Genomic DNA, 17,570 nt, shown 5'->3' with positions numbered 1-17,570 from the left:
TCAAGCATCGGAGAAACTGAGCCGGCGGCTTTCACGTGTATGTTGCATAAAGCCAATCAACTGGCGTCTCAAGGACCCGATAAAGCGCTCCCATCCGCCGGGATTGTGAACAATGTCGGCACGGTAAAAAGACGGACAGAGCACGGCTGCATCCGCCACCTCGCCGCAATTTCCGCAGCCAACACAGCTCTGATCTATATGCGCGACCGGATCATCCCGCAGCGGATCGTCAAGGGATTTCACCGAAAGCGATGGGCAACCTGAGAGACGCATGCAGGCATGGTCTCCCGTGCAGATATCCTCGTCGACACCAAACTTTGGCTTAACCACGCGCTTCCCGATTTTGACGGCATTCGCAATGAGCGGTTTCTCCCGGCGCTGCAGGTTCAGCATGCATTCCGAGGATGCGACGATGACTTTGGGTCCACTAACATCTGTTGTCAGCGCCTCGCGCAGTACTTCCCGCATCCTGCTGACATCGTAGGTATTTTCGATATGGCGCACCCATTTGACGCCGATGCCTTTGACCGCCTCGGTAATCGGATGTTTCGTCGATTTCGATCGGTTTCCTGCTCGCGAGGAGAGGATGTCCTGCCCGCCCGTTGCTGCAGAATAGAAGTTGTCGACGATGACGATGACGCCATCATTCTTGTTGAATACAGCATTGCCGATCGAGGATGTGAGACCATTATGCCAAAAGCCACCATCGCCAACGAAGGAGATCGATCGCCGCTTGGCATCGGGTGAATTGAAGGCAGATGCCGAGGCAGGTCCCAGACCGTAGCCCATTGTGGTGGCACCCAGTTCAAAGGGCGGCATGATCGAGAACAGATGACAGCCAATATCCGACGCGATGTGATGCGGGCCGAGCTCCTGTTCGATCAGCTTGGTGGCGGCAAAAATAGGGCGCTCAGGACAGCCAATGCAAAAGCCCGGTGGACGACCGGGTACCACACTGGTCAAATCAGAAACCTCCTCGCCATGATCAAGCTTGTTGGGGGCTCTTATCTGTACGGGCAGCATATGCGGGGCGGTATCGCGCAGGAAGGCTCCGATGCCGTCGAACATAACTTGTCCTGTGTATTCACCGGCCATTGGCAGGAATTCTTTACCGAAGACGCGCGTTTCGCGGCGTGCCTTGTGCAGCATGTTGCCGAACGCCTGCTCAATATAATTCGGCTGTCCTTCCTCGATAACGAGAATGCTCTCCTTGCCTTCACAAAAGCCGAGGAACTCATCGTCGACCAGTGGATAGACGGCATTCAACACATAGAGCGGCACTTCGGTGCTGCCATAAATGTCGGCTAACCCGATCCGCTGTAGGGCGCGAATAACAGCGTTGTACATGCCGCCCTGGCATATGATGCCGACACCGGAACTTGCTGGTCCGAAGAATTCGTTGATTTTGCGCGAGCGGATGAAATCAACAGCAGCGGGCCAACGCTTTTCCACTTTTTCCTTCTCATGTCGAAAGGAAGCGGGCGGCAATACGATGCGGTTGGTGTCGCGGCGAGGGGATTCCAGCGCGTCGGCAACCGTTGTTGTTGGCCGCTTGTTGTCCCTCGCGGTGAATTGCCCATGCACATGACAAGAGCGTATCCGCACGAGAAGCATGACCGGCGTGTTGGAAATCTCTGACAAGTCGAACCCGTCTTCGACAGATTTGACCATCGACGGCAGATTAGGCCGAGGGTCAAGCAACCAGACCTGGCTTTTCATCGCGAACGCATGGCTGCGTTCCTGCATGATCGAAGAACCTTCGCCGTAGTCCTCGCCGACTATGATCAATGCGCCGCCGGTAACGCCGCCTGACGCAAGGTTGGCCAGCGCGTCGGATGCGACATTCGTCCCCACTGTCGACTTGAAGGTGGCCGCGCCGCGGATCGGATAGTGTACGGACGCGGCAAGCATGGCAGTTGCCGTCGCTTCGGACGCACTTGCCTCAAAGTGCACGCCAAGCTCACCAAGTATATCCTGTGCGTCGGCAAGCACGTCCATCAGATGGCTGATCGGAGCTCCCTGATAGCCTCCAACATACCCAACGCCGCATTCCAGAAGGGCCTTGGTAATGGCCAAAATGCCTTCGCCTGAAAATTCTTCGCCGGCACCAAGGCGCAGTTTTTCGACTTCCTTTACAAAGGAACGTTCAGCCATTGGAAACCTCCTTCATAGGGTCATGCGCAGGTCATAGGCGCGTCGTGCCGGCTCAGGTTTGGTGTGGTGCTCTATGCCTTTGGCACGAGAGCCAGAACGCGGCAGGGACTGCCTGTCCCATTTTCAATTTTTAGTGGCGCCGCGATAAGGATAGCACCCTTGGCCGGCAGTTTGTCGAGGTTGCAAAGGCTAGCCAGACCATACCGATTGGCCTTGTGCATAAGACTATGGGCCGGAAATGGCGGCTCCATTCCGCCAGCCTGTCCGGCATCTGTACCAATCGTCTCGCTGCCCCAGCCGATGGCGCCGGTCGAGATAATGTACTCAATGCAATCGACGCTTGGTCCAGGCGCATGAGGCCCAGTCTCATTGGCATTCAGAAACTCGGCTTCGGAGCCGTTGCGCTTGTACCAGTCGGTACGCATGACCACCCATTCACCCGGACGGATCGCACCATGCTCAGCTTCCCAAGCCTTCACGTCCTCAGCCGTTAAAAGATAGTCGTGATCAGCTGATGACTGCTTCGAACAGTCGATGACGTTTACCGGCGCGACAAAGTTCTGGGGTGCAATCGTATCGGTTGACCCGTCACTGTAATCCTTGCCGGTGATCCAGTGACGCGGCGCGTCGAAATGGGTACCGGAATGTTCTCCGAGCTTCAGCCAATTCCATGCCCACCAGGGACCTTTGTCATCATAGGCAGAGATTTTATGGATTTCGATCTTCGGTGTGTCGACCGCCAGCTCAGGAGGCAATTTTATCAGCGGTGTATCTGGTCCCAGAACCGCAGCCAGATCCACGACTTCTACACTTCCAGACAAAAGCAAATCTGCAAGAGCGCCAAGCGCCTCATTCGATTTCATAATTATCCTCCCGATGTTTCTGCTTCAACAAATTGAAGCGGATTTTAATACATTGTAGCGAAGCTAGTGAGTGGTGGTCTTGTTTAATTCATTCAAGGTTCGCCTCAAATGTGCAGGCTGGAGCACCACAGGCTGAACACGCTGTTTCCACAGCAACAAGGTCTTCCCTATTCAGAGCAAGCCGCGCAACCGCAGTCGCCATTCCGGAAATGGCGTGACAGACTGGATGCACGGACGCACCATAACCCATAGCAAACGGGCTATTGCGCACGTTGAGGTGGAGCTTTGCAGGGTTGAGGCTGAACTCCCAAATACCCCAGCCCAGATCTGGAGCTGTTATGGCGACCGTCGATAAAAGCGATTCAGGATCACCCGGTCCGTCGTCACGGTAGGCGCGCGCGCTTTTGCCGCCCATCTCGACGACCGAGGCAGCGAGCGCATCCAATGCCTCGGCGCGGAGATCATCTCCAAGCAGGCGGAAAATACCCATCAGTGCTTCGGGCCGCACAAGCATGTAGCGGCGTCCCTCGTCCTGGATTTCGCCTGTATCGTTTTCAAACACGAGACGATCGCGAAATGGAACTTTTGTCACGAGGCCTCCATAAACTGCGCGACTGCGACAGCGAAAGAGCCCTTGATGGCATCAATATCATTGGCCACGACGACGAGCTGATAACCATCTTTGCGCCGCGTAGCGGCTGCCTCGACGCTGGTGGTAAAGATGCCGCTGGCAATGCCTGCCTTTTGGCAGGCTGCCTTCACAACAGTGCAAGCCTCCTCCATCGTTTGAGAGCCGCCTTTAGCGGTGCCATGAGAGATGCTGAGATCACCGGTTCCGATAAGGATCAAATCCAGACCGGGTGTTGCGGCGATGGCTTCGGCATTGGCTATCCCTTTGACGGTTTCGATCATCACTCCAACGACGATGGTCTCAGCCTTGTCGAGATAGGCACCGAAGCCCATGGATAAGGGCCGCACCCCACCGCCGGACCTATTCCCGTGGGGAGGGAAGCGCGCCGCCGAAACGGCAGCAGCTGCCTGCTCTGCCGTTTCCACCATAGGCACCAGAACGCCATCGGTTCCTGCGTCTAATGCCGAGCCGATGGCAAAAGATGAGTTTTCGGCGACACGGGCTAGCACGGGAACCTTACCCATAGACACGCCAACGGCCATTTCGAAGGTGCCTCTCTCCCAAAGGCCATGCTGCAGATCGATGACCAAGGCATCCGCGCCGGAATGGGCGGCCATCTCCGCGATAGAAGCGTGGCCAAGGGACAGCCACACCAACCCGAGCGGATTACCCGCGCGCAGACGTGTCTTTAAATGCCCTGAAAGAAGATCAGTCATCGCACGGTTTCCTGATATTTCTGGGTGGTTGCGAAGCTGCCATCAGAATAAAGAAGCGCGGCGCGATCCTCGCGATCAAGCGTCACGCCAGACACTAATCCGATAACGATCAGGTGAGAGGCCCGCGCGATGATCTCGCTAACATGACATTCAAATACGGCGCGCGCGCCAACAAGCACCGGTGCGCCATTTGCTCCGCGAACCCACGATCCCGAAGCGAAGCGGGAAACGCCCTTTGCAACTGTCATGCCGCCAAAGGCGCGCGCCACAAAGTCTTGGTCGGATCCCGGCAGGTTGACTGAAAAGGACAGTCCCTCGCGCAACATGGGCGTGATAGAGCTTTGAGTATTGATGCAAACCAGAAGCGATGCTGGATCGGCGCTGAAGGAACAGATTGCGGTTGCGGTGAGCCCCCTGCTGCCATGCGTCTCATCTTCGGCGGCCAGCACAGCAACCGCACCGGCAAGAGCGCGCATACCTTGTTTAAATCCGCGCGGATCAATCGTCGGGGGAAATTGTAGGGCGGCTGGCCGCGGTGCTGCAAGGGCGGTCATCAATTCACCCTCAGCCCAGCCTGCCGCATTAACGGCAAAACGCGATCGCAGAAGAAGGGCAGCTCATAGGTGTAATTGGTGAAGGAGAGAGCGGCTCCAGCATAACCCTGATCCATGATGCGGATAAGGTCGTCGACAATGCGTTCAGGCGTGCCGATCAGCGGGTAGGTGCCGGCACCACCAGCGAAGCGTTGGCGGTACAGATCGAATGCTGCCTTGTCGTGCGAATGGGCGAATTCCTTTTTCTTCTTCATGTGCTCATCCACCGCACCGTGGTCAGCATTGTCGAGCGCATAATGCCGATAGTAATGCTCGGCTTCTTCCTGGGTCTCGCGACACACCACGTGACAAACGGTATAGACCCCAACGTCGCGCCCGACCGTGGAGGCGCGGTTGCGAATGTCCACCACATGGGCTTTGCCGTCTTCGATCTCGGAGAAGGTGGAGAATAGGAAGTCGCAATGGCGCGCGGCAAAATCGCGCCCCGGTGCGCCGAATGCCGCATTCATGGTGACAGGGCGCGGCACCTGAAGGCTGGCCGGCTTGCTGATCACGCCCTTGAGGTCATAAAACGACCCAGAAAAGTCAAAAGGTTCTTGTGCGCCATAGGCACGCTCAATGATGGTGATCCACTCTTCCGCTTGGTCGTAGGTGCGCTCTCCTACCGTCTGCCCGAACATGGCAAACTCGTCCGGATTCCAGCCGCAGACAATGTTGAGGCCGGCGCGCCCCCCCGATATATGATCGACGGTGGCCAACGCTTTCGCGGCCTGAAGGGGATGCACCAGCGGCACATGCACGGTCATGAACAGTGCAATGTCGGTGGTTGCGACCGCAAGGCCGGCCGCCCAGGTAAAAGTTTCAAACGACCATTCCCGGGCCCGCGTCGTGCCGCCGAAGCCGCGCCAGCGCGCAATAGGAAGCAGAAACTCAATACCCGCAAGGTCCGCGATGCGGGCCGCGTTCAAATTGTCATCCCAGCGCGCGCGCCACCGTTCTGGCACTGTCGTTATTGCCAGTCCGCCATCGGCGTTTAGGGAGAAGACGCCCAGCTTGAATTTGTTGGGGCCTTTGAGTGGATGGCGCTTTATCATCGTGTCAGTCTCTGCTGGGTATCAGGCTCGTCGGCCTCCAGGCGCTCGGTTAGAGTTACGAACCGCTCCTGTGCTGACTCGATGAAGCGCGTCATATGATCAAAGGCAGCCATCGAATCTCGGCGTACAAAAGCTTGGTGAAGCCTTCTCATGCCGGTGACCACCACCGCTTGCGTTGGGGCGTGGGTGAGGGTGCCAAGGCGCACCACCTGAACGTGATCGGCAAAGCGTGCTATCGCCGAAGCGAGACGATCATTGTTGACTGCTTCCAGCCAGCAGCGGCGAAAGCGAACATTAGCCTCAAACAACAATTCGGCATCTTCAGTCGCAGCACCGCGCTCGGCATCGGCAAGGGCCTCAGCCAGCCGCTTCATGCCATCGGCACTGATGTCACGCGCCGCGTGAGCGGCAGCGCGAGGCTCTAGCAGCCGGCGCACCTCAAAGATGTTTGCGACATCAACTGCGGTTAGCCGCGGCAGCATGAAACCCCGCGTCGTGCCGACCAAATAACCTTCATGGGTAAGCTGCAGCAGCGCTTCGCGCACCGGCATTCGGGAAATCCCAAGCTGGTTTGCGATATCCACATCAACGAGCTTTTCGTCTTGCCCGAGCAATCCATGATGGATCCGATCACGCAGGTCATCATAAACCTTTGCGCGCAGATTTCCGTTGATCCTGGGTTTTTTCATCTCTTCTAAGGCGGGTTTCATACGCCTATCTGTATACTGTTCTTTTCGCTTCGCAACGCTGATTTGGCGTGGTTTAGCAGAAATCCCCACTTTCCATCAATTATTAGCCTCGCAATGTTTGGCGCGCGTGAGTTTTCTATGAAGAATACGCTTGAACAGTATACGGTTTTGTGGTGATCTTGTATAGGAGAGCTGCGCTGCTTTTCCGTGAAGTCGGTAGCATCCGGCGCGGGCCTCCATTGTATTCCATGAAAGCGATTAATGATGGCATCTAGCCGCGTACCTACGAGCTCATACCCTCAGAATTTGTCGGCACGTACCGCTCTTGAGGGTATTCGCGCGCAGATCCAGGATCTTCATACAGACAACATTGCCAAATTGGCCGTGCGGGCGGGCGCATTGGGCGACGTGATCCCGCTATGGTATGGCGAGGGCGACGTTGTGACCCCCGGCTTCATCCGTGATGCGGCTAAAGCCGCGCTCGACGCTGGAAGCACATTCTATATACCCAATATGCGTGGTGCGACGGCGCTGAACGAGGCGTTGTCGCAATACCAGACCGCGCTTCATGGCCGCTCGATCCCGGTTGAGCGTTCTACAATTACGCCGGGCGGTATGCAGGCTTTATTTCTGGCCCTCGACATGCTGGTCGATGTCGGCACTAATGTTGTCTATCTCGAGCCGCAATGGCCAAACATTCACCATGCGATTCATGTGATCGGTGGCGAGGCCCGTCCCGTGGCGTTGCGCTTTGATGGTGATTGGAAATTGGATCTTGACGCGCTGTTTGCGCGTTGTGATGCGCGCACTCGTGCCATCTTCCTCTCTACACCCTGCAATCCCACAGGATGGACCGCGACCCGCGACGAACTGCAGGCGTTACTCGATTTCAGCCGACGTACCGGCATCTGGATCATTTCCGATGAGGTCTATGGTCGGCTTTACTTCGAAGGTAATGTCGCACCCTCAATGCTGCAGATAGCGGACGATGAGGACCGCATCTTGTCGATCAATAGCTTCTCGAAAGCTTGGGCGATGACCGGTTGGCGCGTTGGCTGGCTGACCCATCCGGCAGGCGTAGCCGAGCAAATAGGGGCGATGACGCAGTATACAAACAGTGGTACCGCAGCCTTTGCGCAAGCTGGCGCGGAGGCGGCATTACGCCATGGTGAGTCCTTTGTTGCGGAGTTGAAGGCTCGCACAAGACGTGGCCTCGATCTCACCTACAGCGCATTGGAGCCGCTTGATGCACTAATGCTGCCGCCAAAACCAAAAGGCGGAATGTATGCTTTTTTCGCTCTGAAGAGAGAGCCAGATTCCAAGGCTGCCTGCGCGCATATTCTTGAAACCTCCCGCGTTGGTCTTTCACCCGGCTACCTGTTCGGCGATGCGTCGCGGTCCTTCCTTCGCATGTGTGTGATGCGCGACGAAAACGAGATCCGCAAGGCGCTGGACCGTATGGTGGCAGCGCTGGGATGACGAAAGGTCCGCGTCATATCGGATCTGTAACAAGAAACCCGCCGCGGTTGCGCGCAAGGGTAATAATGGGGAACCAACATGCTGATGCATCGTCGTAAACTAATCGGCGCGTTTGCCGCCGCTGCCCTCGGTCTAGGTCTGGCGACTGTTGCCAGCGCCGAGACATTGAATGTGGGCGCGTATCCAGCCAATCCACCGTGGGAAAACAAGACAGAGAGCGGTGATTTCGAGGGTTTCGAGGTCGATCTCGTCAAGGAGATTGGAAAGCGGCTTGGCGCTGAAATTGTTTTCCAAGACCTTGGCTTTCAGGCGCTGTTCGCAGCCACCGCATCCGGCCGAGTGGATATGGCGATTTCATCCATCTCCATAACCAATGAACGGCTCCAGAACCAAGCGTTCACACAGGGCTATTACGACAGCGATATCGCGCTGATCGCCGGTGACAAGACCACACTGACCGGACTTGCCGATATGAAGGGCAAGGTTATTGGAGCAATCTCTGCTTCGGTCGGCGAAGCTTGGATCAAGGAAAACACTGAAAAATATGGCATCAAGGAATTTCGTGGCTACAACGCCCAGCAAGAACTGCTGCTCGATGTCGCCTCGGCCCGCCTTGATGGAGCGGTCGGAGACATAGCTGGCTTCCAGTTCGCGTTTACGAAGATGCCGGGCATGAAGGTGGTCGAAGCCATTCCGACTGGCGACAAGTTTGCCATCATGATGAAGAAGGGCTCGCCGCTTCTGGAGAAGGTGAATGGCGCGATTGACGCCATCAAGAAGGATGGCACCATGGCCGCCCTGCACAAGCAATGGCTGGGTGCTGATGCGGCTGCCGATTCTGCCATCAATACAGTGATGCCGATTCCTCTGGCGCAGTAATTCATTGGCGTGCCTCGGAAACGGGGCACGCTGGGCTGCCGCATTGGCGGTCTATCGCCTGGCGTTGATAAACGACCCTAGCGAGAGCCGGAAGGGACTGAGCGACAGGTGGCGCGATCCACCCGGCTAAAGGCAGCTTCGTTACCCCTCTATTCCGCAACCCTGTTTGTAGCCTCGCGCAGTTTCCTGTGTCTCCATGGATGTCGCAGTCACGTCGGCACCGGTTTGCGCGGTACTGACGCCTGTGACAGATGCGGGCTTTGGAAGCCCAGCTTAAACAGGCCCGAACGAACCTCCGGTGCGCTCATGAACAGGTTCCAGAGCAGGCCGGTTCGAAAATTCTCGATCATTATGATGATCGGCCCCTGGTTAATCGCAAGATAGGTACGCGCATACCAGTCGGAGTTTTCGCATAAGGCATCGACGAAGCCGAACCGACCCCAGATGCGGCGTTCCGGCTTTGTCAGGAAACCGCGGAGGGCGCGCATCGCCTCCACCGGCGCGTAGGGAAAGCTCGACAGAGACGCGCTTGGCGTGATTACCCCAAGGTCCTTGTCGGGCGCATGAGCGACATAGCCTTTTGGGCCATGGCTGGATGTCAGGCCCCAGCAGTCCGGCCCATAACCCGAATGATCGTACGGATTGGCGACGCAATGCGCGTGGTTGATGCGGGTGTGGCGGACGTTTTGCTCCCAGTAATCCGCATGGCGGTCCGTCAGCCCGCGTGGGTCGAGACTGCAGAAAGAATAGTGCGCGATAAACAACGGCCCGCCATAGGGCATGCCGAGCGGCAGGGTGATGCCGTGATAGCTTTGCCCGTTGCGGAACCCTGGTCCCGTGGCGTAGCCCTCGTGGTAGACATCGGCGTCAACCGCATGTTCCGGGGAGCCTGCGGCAAGTACGAAGGCTAGCAGGCATTCGTCCCAGCCGACGATCAGGCGGTTCATCGCCCAGCCGTGATTGGGACTCCAGTGCCAGTAGAGACGGTTTTCTCCGCCGCGCGTGTACCAGTCCCATTCCGCCTCCCGCCACAATTGATTGATACGATCCCGCAGGTCTTGTTCGGCGGCCACCTCCTGGTCGAAATACTGGCGGGCGCACAAAAGCCCCTGAAACAGGAATGCGCTTTCCACGACATCGCCGCCATCGTCCTTGCGCTTGAACGGAATGGTAGCCGCAGTCCGACCGTCGATAAAATGCGGGAACATGCCGTGATAGCGCGGCGTTCTCTCCAGGAATGAGAGCATCGTGTCCAGCCTGCCGACCGCAGCGTGGCGAGTGATCCAGCCGCGTTCGACCGCGACGATGACCGCCATGATGCCGAAGCCCGAGCCACCGACAGCGACGAGGTCGTTGTCAGGGTCACCCGTTGTCTTCTGGCGATCGCGGGCTAGGCCGCTCAGCGGGTGCGCACCCTCCCAGAAGAAGCGAAACGTCTGCCTCTGAACCAGATCGAGCAGTATGCTATCGGCTTCGGCATTCGAGCCGGTACCAACATGTGAGGATGACGTCATTTTTCGATATGTCGCTCTGTTGAGTTCTGTGAGCGCTCCGACAATGCCGGTGTCAAGGCCAGCCTTGGCCTCCACAGGGCATTCTCTGGATGATGATCCGCAGTCCCCGCTTACCTGAGCACGCAAACTCCTCCAGGTGGTTATAGAGCGTTGGACAAGGAAGCGGGACGAATGAGACGCTCGAAATCCTTGTCGAGCGGCCAGAGCGGACGCGGTGCGCGAACATAGCGACGCCGCTCGGCCCGCGGCGTCGCTAGCGCGCCCGTATCGCAGACAATGACCTTGCCCGCTATAGGCTCGAAAGCCGCGCGGAAATGCTGCATCGACTTCAGCACCAAGATGCGACGAGCCGTCGGTTCGATCCCGAACGCGCGCAACTGCTGCAGGTCCACCATCTGTTGCGCCTCCGAAACGACAAGGACCTCGATGCCTTCGACATTGATTACGGCGGTGGGTCCGAAACTATGGGTAAGCCCGCCCTGGATCGGCCCGTCGCCGAGGTAGGTGCCTTCCGAAAGCTTGGCCACCACACCCGCCACCGTCAGCGGGCCACCGCCGAAATTGGCATCACCCTTGCCGCCAATCGTTACCTTCACGGTGTCGCCTTCCTTGTGGCGGTGTAATTCCCTCGCTGCTTCAGGGTCGATCATTGGCGCCAGCACTGCACCCCTCACACCCGCATCGAGCAAGCCCTCCAACAGCGCGGTCGAGTCGCCGTAGGAGCCAGCGCCCGGATTGTCGGCATAATCGGCGATGACAAGCGGCCTGTCGCCGCGCCAGGCGAGGGCTTCGGCGGTGGCTTCATCGATCTCGATAAAAATGTTTCGCTTCATGGTCCGACCCTGCCAGATCTTGTCTGCAAGTTCCTCTGTCACACGTCGAGCGGCGACCTCGGCGAAGGGATCACGGCTGTCATAGGTTGCAAGCACGGTGGGACCGACACAGGACACGTCGGCTCCCGTGAAGGCTGCATTGACGGAAACCGCGAGTAAGCCCTCAGCCTCGGCCGCGCGCGCACGCTCATAAAGGGCCCGCGTCTCGGGAATGTCGGTGCGGCCGGAATTCGCTTCATCCAGCGTCGGCACATGCGCCCTGACGGTTCGCGGCGCGATTTCACCTCTCATGGTACGATCCAGTATGCGAGCCGCATGTGCCCCGGCTTCCCGCATATCCACATGCGGATAGGTCTTGTAGGACACAAAGATCTGCGCGTTCCGAACCATGTCTTCCGACACCATCGCATGAAGGTCTAGCGTCGCGGCAACAGGAATGTCTGCCCCAAGCTCTGCCCGCAGGAGGCCCAGCAGGTAGCCCTCTCCATCATCGCAGAAATCCGGGACCATCGAGCCGTGAAGGCCGAGAAGTACGCCGTCAAGACGGCCCTTGTTCGCACGCGCTGCCTCCACAATGACACCGGCAATGTGGTCATAGGCCGCCTTTGTTACTCGGCCGCCGGGCACGGCATGCGCTGAAATCGCATGGATCACGTTCCAGCCCGCCGCATCAGCCACATCGATGAACCCAGCGAGTTCGGTATTAGCGTTACGCCGGGCGCGGATCGCCTCGTCGCCATAGAGTAGCGTATCCACCTGGAACTGCGGCAAGTCGGTGCGATAGCGTGAGAACGTATTGCTCTCGTGCATGAATTCGCAAGTAAGGACAGTAAACGTCATGGGCGGTCTCTATTGTGCGAGACGAACGCGGTGGCCGCTGCCGATCTCGATAAGCGCGCTTGGCTCAGGCTCTTCGTCAGGCTTTGGCGGGCGCGAAATGTCCGGCGAAAAACGGGCGGCGTCTGGAACGGCGGCAGCATGAGGCAAGGCGCGTGCGCCGGTCAGCAACGCATCGGGATCGGGAACCGAACCGATGAGACGCCGCGTATAGGGGTGCGTCGGGCGGCTGAAAATCGAATGCCAGTCGCCCTCTTCCACCACGCGGCCGAAATACATGACCGCGACGCGGTCGCTGACATGCTCCACCACGCTCAGATCGTGAGAAATCATAATGTAACTAAGGCCCAGCGTTTCCTGCAAATCCATCAGCAGATTGATGATCTGTGCCTGGATGGATACGTCCAGCGCCGATACGGGCTCGTCCAGCACCAAAATTTTCGGGTCGAGCATCAACGCCCGAGCGATGCCGATCCGTTGACGTTGCCCCCCCGAAAACTCATGAGGATAACGATCGGCATGGTCCGATGTCAGGCCAACACGCACCAGCATATCAGCGACGCGGTGGCTGGCTTCGCTGCCCCTGGCTATCCCATGCAGGACAAGCTGTGAGGACAGCATCCGGCCGATAGTCTGGCGCGGATTGAGCGATGCATAGGGATCCTGAAACACCATCTGCGCGATGCGCGCCCGATCCTTCCGGGTCGGAGCGCCAGGTCCCGTCAGTGGCTTGCCCTTGAATAGTATCTCTCCCGAAGTTGGCTCCTGCAGGCCCATCACGGTCAGGGCGGTGGTGGATTTTCCGCAGCCGGATTCCCCCACAATGGACAGGCACTCTCCTTCGTTCAGGGTCAGGCTCACTCCGTGTACGGCGCGGAGCGTTCGCTTCGGCCCGAACAGCGATCGACGCTGCATCGGAAAGTTGACGTTAAGATCGCGGATTTCCAGAAGGGGCAGACTCATATTGTCGCCTCCAGACGCGAACCGCGTGGCGTCGTCAGCGTCGCCGTGTCGCGACCGCGTTCCGCGCTGGCCACGACCTTGTCGAGTTCGGCCAGGCGGCCACGCCCGGCAAGCGTCCGCGAACCTAGCCGAGGGCGCGAAGCAAGCAGGCCGCGGGTGTAAGGATGCAGCGGATTCTCGAAAAGAGCCCTGGTATCCTGTTCTTCGACTAGCCGCCCCCGATCCATCACCCCGACGCGCCGGCACATATTGGCGATCACACCCAGATCGTGGCTAACCAGCAGAACGGCTGTCCCCTCGGCCGTGCAGAGCTCGGCAATCAATTCCAGCACGCCTGCCTGAACCGTCACATCCAGCGCGGTTGTCGGCTCGTCTGCAATCAAAAGGTCCGGACGGCAGGCGAGGGCGATCGCAACCATGACGCGCTGGCGCATCCCCCCGGACAGTTGATGTGGAAAGGACCGGGCGCGCTCCTCGGGCGACGGCACCCGCACGCTTTCCAGCGCTTCGACGGCTTTCCTATGCGCATCTGACCATCCAAGCCCCCTATGAACGACGAACATTTCCGCGATCTGGCGGCCAATCGTCACCAGCGGATTGAGCGCCGTCATGGGCTCTTGAAACACCATCGCCATACGGTCGCCGCGCAGGCGGCGCCTGGCGCGGCCGCCAAGCTTGAGCACATCCTGGCCCTGGAACAAGATTGAGCCACCGGTCACCTCCAGCGGGCGCTTCAAAAGCCCCATGACCGACAGGCCAGTGATGCTTTTTCCCGAGCCGGATTCGCCGACGAGCCCATAGGTCTCCCCTGGCAGGATGTCGAAGGAGACGCCGTGAAGAATTTCGTTCAGCTTGCCAACGCCGATACGCAGGTCTCGTACCGACAGGACCGGATCGGGTGAAATACCGGTCATGTTCTCGCGGTCCTCATATGGGGATCAAGCATGTCGCGCAGACCGTCGCCAAGCAGATTAAAGCCAAGGACCGTGGTAAAGATCGCGAGGCCAGGGAAGACCGCGGCCCAAGGGGCGACACGCATCAGTTCGCGTGCATCGGACAACATGTTGCCCCAGCTCGGCTGCGGTGGGCGGATACCGACGCCAAGGAACGAAAGCGCCGCCTCCGACAGCACCGCACCGCCTATGCCAAGCGTCGCTATGACCAGCACCGGACCAAGGATATTCGGCAATATCTGTGTTCGCATGATGCTGACATCGCCGAAGCCTGCTGCCTTGGCGGCCTGCACGAAGCCCTGACTCTTGAGTGAAAGGGTAGAACTGCGGGCGATGCGACACGTCCACGACCAGTTGGTCAGGCCCAGCGCAATCAGGAGGCTTGGCAAGCCCGGCCCCAACACCGCCATTATAGCGAGTGCAAAGACCAGCGACGGTATTGCAAGCATCACGTTGGTCAGCCCGTTGACCAGATCGTCCCACCAGCCACCGAAATAGCCGGCCGAAACGCCGAGCGCCGTGCCGATGAACGAGTTGATCAACTGTGAGACAAGACCCACGGTCAGCGACACCCTCGCGCCGTAAAAGACACGGGAAAGGACATCGCGGCCCTGCCCATCCGTACCCAAGAGATGTTCCCAGCTGGGAGGCATTTCTGAATTCATCAGGTCGGCGTCGAATATCGGATCGTACGGCGCAATCCAGTCTGCGCTGATCGCCGCGACGACCACAATCAGTACCAGCGTCAGCCCAAAGACAAAATTGAAGCGCAGCCGCATGGATCAATCCACCTTGATGCGCGGGTCAATCACGGCATAGGCGACATCGACCAACATGTTGATGACGAGAAACCATAACACGATCACGATGACGGCACCTTGAACGACGGGAATGTCACGCGTGGACACGCTGTCGACCAGAAGCGATCCGACCCCTGGCCAAGAAAACAGTTTCTCGACGACGATCGCCTGCCCCATGAGCGATCCGATCTGAAGGCCAAGCGTGGTCAGGATCAGTACCAGAACGTTGCGGGTGACATGGGCGCGCACCAGACGCGTCTCGGTCAACCCTTTGGCGCGCGCCGTGCGCACGAAATCGGCGTTCATCACGTCCAGAACACCCGCCCGCGTCGTCCGCGCCAGCAGCGCCATCGGAGATACGCCGAGCGCGATGGCAGGCAATATGATGTACTGGATGCTGCCGGCCTGGTACCCGAAGCTGGGCAGCCAGCCCAGCTGAAGTGCAAAGAAATACATCAGGAGAAGGCCGAACCAGAATTCGGGAAGCGACAGGCCGGAAATAGCGAGTACCATCGTGCCGGTATCAAACACGCTGCCAGGCTTCAGTGCCGCGATGAACCCTAGAGGAATGCCGATCCCTGCGGCAAAACCCATGGCTGCCAGTGCGAGTGTGATCGAAGGCCAGAGCCGCGGCTCAATAACGTTCCACACCGGTTCGCGGGTCCGGTAGGAAATTCCAAGGTCGAAATGCGCCAGCCCCCACAGATAATCCCACAGGCGGACCAGCAGAGGTTTGTCCAGTCCGAACTGGGCGTTCAGGTGCGCCATGACATCCGCATTCGTGGCGTTACGCCCCTCGGACATCAAACTTGATATGAAACTGCCTGGAACAACGCTGAATATCACGAAAATGATCAGGACGACCGCCAGCAATGTGGGAATCATCTGCAGCGAGCGGCGAAATATAAAGCGCAACATCCGCGGTTTTGCCTTTCATTGGGCGGTCGCTATGGAACTGGCGGGACTGACATATGCGGTCCCGCCAGAAATCAAGCTACCCCACTACTTGCGCGACGCGGGCGCGTCGGCATCGATCCAGATGTCTTCGTAATCCTGGATCGCGAGTTCCATGGCATTCGCCTTCAATCCATGGACCCAAGGCTGATAGGCCATAACGGCCTTGTTGTAGTTGAAGAACCAGACTGGCGCCTCTTCCTGCAGCAGGTTGTTCGCCTGCCGGAGGAGATCGTTCTGCTTGGCCGCATCGGTTTCGTTGCCTGCCTGCTCGATCAATTTGTCGAAGTCGGCATTGTTAAACTTGACGTAGTTGCAGGCGGTCTGCGACGTCTTTGACTGGAAGCAGGTCAGAAATTTCAGGGGATCGGGACCCGACGAGTTCGACCAGATGAATGCATCAAAGTTGTCGGACAGGATCTTGTCGGACAGGACAGAGCTTTCCACCGGGTCTGTCGTGACTTCCACGCCTACTTTTGCCAACATGGGAATGATTGCCTCGACGATCGGCAAGCCCCAGCTTTCATTCGAGGTCGCGGTTACCGAGAACTTGAGGCCAGTTTCGAAACCCGCCTCCTTGAGCAGCTCCTTGGCTTTTTCCGGATCATAGGCATAGGGCTTGGCGTCCTTGTCGAAGGCCGGCGACGAAACTGGCAGCCAGGAGACCGCCGAATAGGCCTTGTTCTTCAGCAGCTTCTCGACGATGAGATCCTTGTTGATCGCATAGTTGATCGCCTGGCGGACGCGCTTGTCCTTGAACGCCTCGACCTTCGTGTTGAAGCCGATGTTGCGGGTGTAAACTTCTGCCACTTCCAGGATGTGGTCCTTCAGCGCCGCATCCTGACCATAGGCCTCATATTGTACCGGGCCGAGAACGTTAGCGTCGATCTCCCCGTTGCGGAAGGCAACGTCGCGGGCCGAGGCTTCGCCCATCAGCATGATGTCGAGCTTGTCGAGGTGCGGCTTGCCCTTCTCAAAGTAGCCGTCAAACTTCTCGAATTCGACCTTTGAGCCTGGAACGTAGTTTGTCAGCTTGAACGGGCCAAGGCCATTCGGCTTGGAGGCAAGCTGATCTTCCGGATAGTCCTTGGAATAGATAGGCGCATAGTTCGACATCAGGTTCCAGCCTGGATCGGCTAGGTTGTTGACCGTGATCTCGACGGTCCTGTCGTCGATCTTCTTCAACCCAGAAACATGGTCGGCCTTACCGGCCTGAAATTCGGCGACGCCAGCAATCTGCAGCATCTGCTCGGCGCCTGGCAACGCTTTCTTGGGATCAGCGAGACGGTTGTAGGACCAGATCAGGTCATCGGCGTCGAGCTTGTCGCCATTGTGAAAGGTCGCCTCTTTAAGCTTGTATGTATAGGTTTTGCCGTCGTCCGACGTCGCGACCGATTCCGCAAGGTCGAGCTCAGGTTTGCCGCTCTCCGGGTTCCATTTGTAAAGCGAGCGATTGATCGCCTTGGCGACGATTTCGTCTTGGGTATGCGGGGTCGCCGTGATGTCGAGCGATGTGATGGAACTGCCGTAAGGCGCGATGAACACAAATTTTCCACCATCCTTTGGAGTGGCGTCCTGCGCTAGCGCGATGGTCGCCGTTCCGAGCGAAAGCGCCGCAATTAAGCTAAGTCTGGTCAACATTTCTCAGTTCCTCCCT

General features: G+C 58.2%; 16 protein-coding genes. 2 read left to right on the top strand and 14 right to left on the bottom strand.

The genetic code is table 11. From position 1 onward, the window contains the following. The 7 genes from GA830_RS06185 to GA830_RS06155 form a co-directional block, all read right to left on the bottom strand. Positions 1-2,154, bottom strand: coding sequence for a thiamine pyrophosphate-dependent enzyme (locus GA830_RS06185; protein ID WP_195164196.1), 2,154 nt, complete (start codon positions 2,152-2,154; stop codon positions 1-3). 71 nt (positions 2,155-2,225) lie between these two features. Continuing rightward, complete coding sequence (locus GA830_RS06180; RefSeq protein ID WP_195164195.1) at positions 2,226-3,017, bottom strand: cyclase family protein; 792 nt, start codon at positions 3,015-3,017, stop codon at positions 2,226-2,228. Positions 3,018-3,105: 88 nt separating this feature from the next. Beyond that, positions 3,106-3,609 carry a V4R domain-containing protein gene (locus GA830_RS06175; RefSeq protein WP_195164194.1) on the bottom strand — a complete coding sequence of 168 codons (504 nt, stop codon included), beginning with the start codon at positions 3,607-3,609 and terminating at the stop codon, positions 3,106-3,108. Beyond that, entirely contained in the window at positions 3,606-4,364 is a 759-nt protein-coding gene (locus tag GA830_RS06170) for an HpcH/HpaI aldolase family protein (RefSeq protein ID WP_195164193.1), read from the bottom strand. The genes GA830_RS06175 and GA830_RS06170 overlap by 4 nt, the downstream gene beginning before the upstream one ends. Next, complete coding sequence (locus GA830_RS06165) at positions 4,361-4,918, bottom strand: flavin reductase family protein (RefSeq protein WP_195164192.1); 558 nt, start codon at positions 4,916-4,918, stop codon at positions 4,361-4,363. The genes GA830_RS06170 and GA830_RS06165 overlap by 4 nt, the downstream gene beginning before the upstream one ends. Next, positions 4,918-6,012, bottom strand: a complete 1,095-nt coding sequence (locus GA830_RS06160) for an LLM class flavin-dependent oxidoreductase (RefSeq protein ID WP_195164191.1) — start codon at positions 6,010-6,012, stop codon at positions 4,918-4,920. The genes GA830_RS06165 and GA830_RS06160 overlap by 1 nt, the downstream gene beginning before the upstream one ends. Further along, positions 6,009-6,701 carry a GntR family transcriptional regulator gene (locus GA830_RS06155; protein ID WP_195164190.1) on the bottom strand — a complete coding sequence of 231 codons (693 nt, stop codon included), beginning with the start codon at positions 6,699-6,701 and terminating at the stop codon, positions 6,009-6,011. Before GA830_RS06155 ends, GA830_RS06160 begins: the two co-directional genes overlap by 4 nt. 261 nt (positions 6,702-6,962) lie before the next feature. Here GA830_RS06155 and GA830_RS06150 point away from each other — a divergent pair, with 261 nt between their 5' ends. Next, positions 6,963-8,180, top strand: coding sequence for a pyridoxal phosphate-dependent aminotransferase (locus GA830_RS06150; RefSeq protein WP_258045575.1), 1,218 nt, complete (start codon positions 6,963-6,965; stop codon positions 8,178-8,180). Between the two features lie 78 nt (positions 8,181-8,258). After that, positions 8,259-9,059, top strand: coding sequence for an ABC transporter substrate-binding protein (locus tag GA830_RS06145; protein WP_195164189.1), 801 nt, complete (start codon positions 8,259-8,261; stop codon positions 9,057-9,059). Between the two features lie 209 nt (positions 9,060-9,268). Here GA830_RS06145 and GA830_RS06140 read toward each other — a convergent pair whose 3' ends face one another. From GA830_RS06140 to GA830_RS06110, 7 genes are all read right to left on the bottom strand, one after another. Beyond that, positions 9,269-10,573, bottom strand: a complete 1,305-nt coding sequence (locus GA830_RS06140) for a glucoamylase family protein (protein ID WP_195164188.1) — start codon at positions 10,571-10,573, stop codon at positions 9,269-9,271. 140 nt (positions 10,574-10,713) lie between these two features. Beyond that, positions 10,714-12,246, bottom strand: coding sequence for a M81 family metallopeptidase (locus GA830_RS06135; RefSeq protein ID WP_195164187.1), 1,533 nt, complete (start codon positions 12,244-12,246; stop codon positions 10,714-10,716). Between the two features lie 9 nt (positions 12,247-12,255). Further along, positions 12,256-13,206, bottom strand: a complete 951-nt coding sequence (locus GA830_RS06130; RefSeq protein ID WP_195164186.1) for an ABC transporter ATP-binding protein — start codon at positions 13,204-13,206, stop codon at positions 12,256-12,258. Continuing rightward, entirely contained in the window at positions 13,203-14,120 is a 918-nt protein-coding gene (locus GA830_RS06125; RefSeq protein WP_195164185.1) for an ABC transporter ATP-binding protein, read from the bottom strand. Before GA830_RS06125 ends, GA830_RS06130 begins: the two co-directional genes overlap by 4 nt. Then, positions 14,117-14,938 carry an ABC transporter permease gene (locus GA830_RS06120; protein ID WP_195164184.1) on the bottom strand — a complete coding sequence of 274 codons (822 nt, stop codon included), beginning with the start codon at positions 14,936-14,938 and terminating at the stop codon, positions 14,117-14,119. Before GA830_RS06120 ends, GA830_RS06125 begins: the two co-directional genes overlap by 4 nt. Before the next feature lie 3 nt (positions 14,939-14,941). Next, entirely contained in the window at positions 14,942-15,877 is a 936-nt protein-coding gene (locus tag GA830_RS06115; RefSeq protein WP_195164183.1) for an ABC transporter permease, read from the bottom strand. Positions 15,878-15,961: 84 nt separating this feature from the next. Next, complete coding sequence (locus GA830_RS06110; RefSeq protein ID WP_195164182.1) at positions 15,962-17,554, bottom strand: ABC transporter substrate-binding protein; 1,593 nt, start codon at positions 17,552-17,554, stop codon at positions 15,962-15,964. Between the last annotated feature and the right edge of the window lie 16 nt (positions 17,555-17,570).

Source organism: Mesorhizobium sp. NBSH29 (genome assembly GCF_015500055.1).
Lineage (GTDB): Bacteria > Pseudomonadota > Alphaproteobacteria > Rhizobiales > Rhizobiaceae > Neomesorhizobium.
The sequence above is the reverse complement of the archived record's forward strand: the minus strand, read 5'-3'. Positions and strand labels throughout refer to the sequence as shown.

Bases quoted from the DNA above. Each gene is read 5' to 3' on its own strand.
- GA830_RS06130 (WP_195164186.1), bottom strand. From the start codon at position 13,206: ATGAGTCTGCCCCTTCTGGAAATCCGCGATCTTAACGTCAACTTTCCG.
- GA830_RS06165 (WP_195164192.1), bottom strand. From the start codon at position 4,918: ATGACCGCCCTTGCAGCACCGCGGCCAGCCGCCCTACAATTTCCCCCG.
- GA830_RS06155 (WP_195164190.1), bottom strand. From the start codon at position 6,701: ATGAAAAAACCCAGGATCAACGGAAATCTGCGCGCAAAGGTTTATGAT.
- GA830_RS06160 (WP_195164191.1), bottom strand. From the start codon at position 6,012: ATGATAAAGCGCCATCCACTCAAAGGCCCCAACAAATTCAAGCTGGGC.
- GA830_RS06125 (WP_195164185.1), bottom strand. From the start codon at position 14,120: ATGACCGGTATTTCACCCGATCCGGTCCTGTCGGTACGAGACCTGCGT.
- GA830_RS06180 (WP_195164195.1), bottom strand. From the start codon at position 3,017: ATGAAATCGAATGAGGCGCTTGGCGCTCTTGCAGATTTGCTTTTGTCT.
- GA830_RS06135 (WP_195164187.1), bottom strand. From the start codon at position 12,246: ATGACGTTTACTGTCCTTACTTGCGAATTCATGCACGAGAGCAATACG.
- GA830_RS06185 (WP_195164196.1), bottom strand. From the start codon at position 2,154: ATGGCTGAACGTTCCTTTGTAAAGGAAGTCGAAAAACTGCGCCTTGGT.
- GA830_RS06170 (WP_195164193.1), bottom strand. From the start codon at position 4,364: ATGACTGATCTTCTTTCAGGGCATTTAAAGACACGTCTGCGCGCGGGT.
- GA830_RS06115 (WP_195164183.1), bottom strand. From the start codon at position 15,877: ATGTTGCGCTTTATATTTCGCCGCTCGCTGCAGATGATTCCCACATTG.
- GA830_RS06110 (WP_195164182.1), bottom strand. From the start codon at position 17,554: ATGTTGACCAGACTTAGCTTAATTGCGGCGCTTTCGCTCGGAACGGCG.
- GA830_RS06140 (WP_195164188.1), bottom strand. From the start codon at position 10,573: ATGACGTCATCCTCACATGTTGGTACCGGCTCGAATGCCGAAGCCGAT.
- GA830_RS06120 (WP_195164184.1), bottom strand. From the start codon at position 14,938: ATGCGGCTGCGCTTCAATTTTGTCTTTGGGCTGACGCTGGTACTGATT.
- GA830_RS06150 (WP_258045575.1), top strand. From the start codon at position 6,963: ATGATGGCATCTAGCCGCGTACCTACGAGCTCATACCCTCAGAATTTG.
- GA830_RS06145 (WP_195164189.1), top strand. From the start codon at position 8,259: ATGCTGATGCATCGTCGTAAACTAATCGGCGCGTTTGCCGCCGCTGCC.